Genomic DNA, 3,956 nt, shown 5'->3' with positions numbered 1-3,956 from the left:
ATGTGTTCATTCTCTATTTCAACGTCCCGCCTAAGCGGTCCGTTTTACTCACTCGTTGTTCAGTTTTCAAAGATCAATGATGTTTCTCTTTGTCGTCGTTATCTCTCAGCGGCGACTTTTATAATATATCATACTTCCTATCAACTTTGCAAGCACTTTTTTTAAAAAAGTTTTTTGAAGTTTGTTTTGAAGTTTGATGGCCGCCGCTTTGGCGGCATCACCTTCGAAAAGGAAGCGAAAATTAATTTACCATATACCAAGCCATTTCGTCAATACTTTTCAGCAAAATTAATGTTTGATTTGCGGAAACTTGCCGTTACGTGCATATTTGGAGAGCTCTTTCTGTGGGGCAAAGCGGGCATACATGCGGAACACCGTTTTATATCGGTTGGCGATTGCCTGTCTGATGTTTTGATCCAATCGTTGGTCGCTCAGATCCAGCAGCATTTCATCCAGTTCTTTTCGCAATACATAATCAAGCTCTTTACACTCTTTCTCATTAAATAGCATTCCCAGCATGATAGGACCTCCTCGTATATGTAAACAAGCATGTCACGTTGACCCCATTCGCATCAAAGATGCCTGTTGGCTTATCTATGTTGATTAACCGTTTAAGCGGCATCTCGATACCGAATGAAGCTGTCAGAAGACAGGATGAACGTGCCCTACTATAAACAGCTCTCTCTTCCACTCTGTTAAGCTGCTTTATTAGGTATGCTCAATTTCCGGGAAAATTATGACATCAACCACAACGTTATTGTACTTTCTATAATCGCAGCGATGAGAAGCAGAACGACAACCCATAAGGAAGCTGTGCCCAGCTTACGCCAAAATTGGCGCCACTCCCCACCGATCCCGCTTCTGCGCTCGCCCGTTGCTGTAATGCTTCGCAAGACCAGGCCTCCAAAGGCAAGCCCATACCCACAAGCAATCACGATGACCGGTATCTCAATAATTCCATGAGGCAAGAGTCCCCTCACGATCACATCAAACAGACTCTCCCCGCTCGCTTCCACCATTTTTAATAGAAAACCGATCACCATGCCATTAACAACCAGGAAGAAAAACGGAATCACCCCGAGCAGCAATCCCGAGAACATGACCAGCACACTTTTAATGCTGTTGTTAAGAAAGATGAATACAAAGAAGTTCCACTCCGGATTTTCGGAGGACCCCAGCTGCTGACTCATTTCCGAGAGTCCCTGAAGCTGGCCGCGTAGAAATTGTTCAAATCCCTCTGAGCTCGCTCCCGCTACGATTCCGGCGATAAACAAGACTGTTGCCAAGAGCAATGCCTTCCGGATAGATCTTAAATCTCTGAGAAAAATGCTAAAGCGTAACATTCGAGAACCTCCTAAATTGGTATAACTCACAAGTACGAGCATATGTTGAAGTAAACAAGCTATTGCACACTGAAGGGAGAGGGGCGCACCTATTATGAATTCTTTTTATGTATTCAATGGCAGAAAAATTAAGCGGTTTTTCTTCGTTCTGGCCGCGGCGATCTTTGCAATCGGCGTCATTTATGTGGAGAGTGACAATATCTCCGTCTTCTCTGAAGGCACCCCGTCAGCAATTTACAGCGTGTCTACGGACAAGAAACAGATTGCCTTAACGTTTGACATTAGCTGGGGGGAGAAACGCGCGGAGCCGATTTTACAAGCCTTAAAGGATAACGGGGTTCAAAAAGCAACCTTTTTCTTATCTGCACCATGGAGCAAAACGCATCCCGACATCGTAAATGCCATCAAGGAAAGTGGCTATGAAATCGGGAGCCATGGCTTTAAGCACGATAATTACAGCACCCTGACCGATGAGGAAATAAGAAAGCAGATCTCTTCGGCACATACTATTTTAACCGCAATGACCGGACAAGAACCCAAGTTGATACGGATGCCTAACGGAGATTTCGACAAAAGAGTGCTTAATATCGCCCAGAGCCTGAATTATACCGTTATCCAGTGGGATACCGACTCCAGAGACTGGAAAAATATCGGTGTCGATAAAATCGTGGATCGCGTGGTTTCCAAAGCTCACCCGGGTGACATCGTGCTTATGCATGCTAGTGACTCGGTGAAGCAAACGCATGAAGCACTCCCGCTCATCATCAATGAGCTTCGCAATCAAGGCTATGAGTTCGTCACCGTAACAGACCTGCTTCAACAGGGCAGCGCTCAGGGCACCGAGGTTCGTGATCACGCTTTTCTGCAGAAGAGCATTGAGGATGCAGGCGGCCTATAACGCTTATAAACCATCAATTCAATAATGCTTAACAAAAAAAGAGCTATGATGTTAGCTCTTTTTTTCGTCTTGTTGTGTAACTTTATGAAGAGTCAGAATCTGGTATGCATTACAGATCAGCAGAGGGACGACCATAAAGATCGTGGCATTGCTAACACCGATTTGCAGTACACCGATAATTTCCACGATGGAGATCGCCATCATAAAGAAGAGGGTCGGAATCCACGCATTCGCATTGGTGCTCTTCACTTTGAGATAAGCAACGACAACTGCAATTACCAAGATAGATATTCCTAAAATCAAATCCTGCTGCAAGCTGGTGGATCCACCGACAAACGTACGGAAGAACATCAGCTCAAGCAATGCTAGAACCGCGAGCACAATCTGGATGTATTGCCAAGTCTTCCTCCGGAAAATGCCTATTCCCATATAATTTAGAGTCAGGTATGCAAAAAAGCCCATCTGGGAGTATACACTCACCAATGCCCCAGATCCTAACAAAATCAGCGGGTATAACAATCGATCGGCCATTCCCGTAAATTCGATCGCGCCATTAAATAGCTGCAGAATCAATCCTACAACTAATGCCGCCACTGCCCCAACGAGCAGCGTTTTCATAAATAATTTAGCCCATTTTCGTAAGCTCAACTAACTTCCACCCCCACAGATCATTATTTTACCAACGTTCACAATAAAAAACCATTGTGAATCCGACATATTTCTGCAAAACCATCACATACTATGCGAAGAAACGTAAGAAAAACATCTATCGGTATTAAATTGCAGAGAACGGACGCGTGAAGATGATCTGGGTTCTTGCGATGATCGAATGGGCTCAGCCGGGCTGTAAACTTATACATTCCATTGATCACAGATTAAAAAAAGGAGGACAACGGTAATGAAGTGGCCGTTATTTCGCTTATGTATTATCTTCCTCGTTGCTGCCATGATGCTTACTGCTTGTGGTGCGGAGCAAAGCTCGTCCCCGCAGCTTGGATATAAAGAAATTAAGTCCATGGTGGTCGACATTCTAAAAACCGACGAAGGCAAAAAAGCGGTCGAGGAAGCGCTGGGCGGCGGAACTGGCAGTTCTAGCAGTGGCGGCTCGATGGGAATGCGGATGATGTCTGCCCAATCAGGAGAACAGATTCGGACCGCTGTCAAGGATACCTTAGTGTCAGAGGAATATAAAAAAGAAATCGAAAAGATTATGACCGACCCTCGATTCGCAGGTGAATTTGCCAAAGCGATCAATTCCGAGAGCAAGCAGCTGCATATGCAGCTAATTAAAGATCCTACTTACCAAAAGTCCGTTCAGGATATGCTAAAATCCCCGGAAGTCATGAAGTCGTTTCTTGAACTCACCAATACACCTGATTATCGCAAGCAATCCATGACCGTGATGCAGGAAGCAATGCAAAACCCGCTGTTCCGCATGGAAGTGATGGATCTTCTTAAATCGGTTGTGAAAGAAGAACTTCAACCTAAAGTTGAGAAGAAGAAACAAGGCGAGGAGCAAGGAAAAGAAGAAAAAGGCAGTGGCCAAGGTGGAGGCGAAGGTGGCGGTGAGGGCGGTGGTGAAGGAGAAGGCGGCAGCTAAATTCCCTCTCCATTAGAACAAAAACAAGCTCCCCGCGGTGAAGTGACCCCCAAAAGTTAGACACGGTTATTTCATTAGGCAGCTTTCTCAAAATGAGTTCGGTACTGTACCGGAC

Annotated in this window: 5 protein-coding genes; 2 read left to right on the top strand and 3 right to left on the bottom strand. The window is 45.2% G+C overall.

The window, feature by feature from the left end; genetic code table 11:
* Nucleotides 1-288: 288 nt before the first annotated feature.
* Both AM231_RS27900 and AM231_RS27895 read right to left on the bottom strand, forming a co-directional pair.
* Complete coding sequence (locus AM231_RS27900; protein ID WP_009592811.1) at nucleotides 289-519, bottom strand: hypothetical protein; 231 nt, start codon at nucleotides 517-519, stop codon at nucleotides 289-291.
* Between the two features lie 215 nt (nucleotides 520-734).
* A complete protein-coding gene (locus tag AM231_RS27895) occupies nucleotides 735-1,343 on the bottom strand; it encodes a stage II sporulation protein M (protein ID WP_054405500.1) in 609 nt (202 codons plus the stop codon).
* A 94-nt stretch (nucleotides 1,344-1,437) separates the two neighbouring features.
* Here AM231_RS27895 and pdaB point away from each other — a divergent pair, with 94 nt between their 5' ends.
* Entirely contained in the window at nucleotides 1,438-2,241 is an 804-nt protein-coding gene (pdaB, locus tag AM231_RS27890; RefSeq protein WP_054405499.1) for a polysaccharide deacetylase family sporulation protein PdaB, read from the top strand.
* A 51-nt stretch (nucleotides 2,242-2,292) separates the two neighbouring features.
* Here the strand turns inward: pdaB and AM231_RS27885 are convergent, their stop codons facing one another.
* Nucleotides 2,293-2,889 (bottom strand): KinB-signaling pathway activation protein, encoded by a 597-nt coding sequence (locus AM231_RS27885; RefSeq protein WP_054405498.1) that lies wholly within the window; start codon nucleotides 2,887-2,889, stop codon nucleotides 2,293-2,295.
* Between the two features lie 250 nt (nucleotides 2,890-3,139).
* On the opposite strand from AM231_RS27885, the gene gerD reads away from it, so the two are divergent.
* Nucleotides 3,140-3,841, top strand: a complete 702-nt coding sequence (gerD, locus tag AM231_RS27880) for a spore germination lipoprotein GerD (protein ID WP_054405497.1) — start codon at nucleotides 3,140-3,142, stop codon at nucleotides 3,839-3,841.
* Nucleotides 3,842-3,956 lie beyond the last annotated feature (115 nt).

It is taken from the genome of Paenibacillus solani, from assembly GCF_001277345.1.
Classification (GTDB): domain Bacteria; phylum Bacillota; class Bacilli; order Paenibacillales; family Paenibacillaceae; genus Paenibacillus_AQ; species Paenibacillus_AQ solani.
The sequence above is the reverse complement of the archived record's forward strand: the minus strand, read 5'-3'. Positions and strand labels throughout refer to the sequence as shown.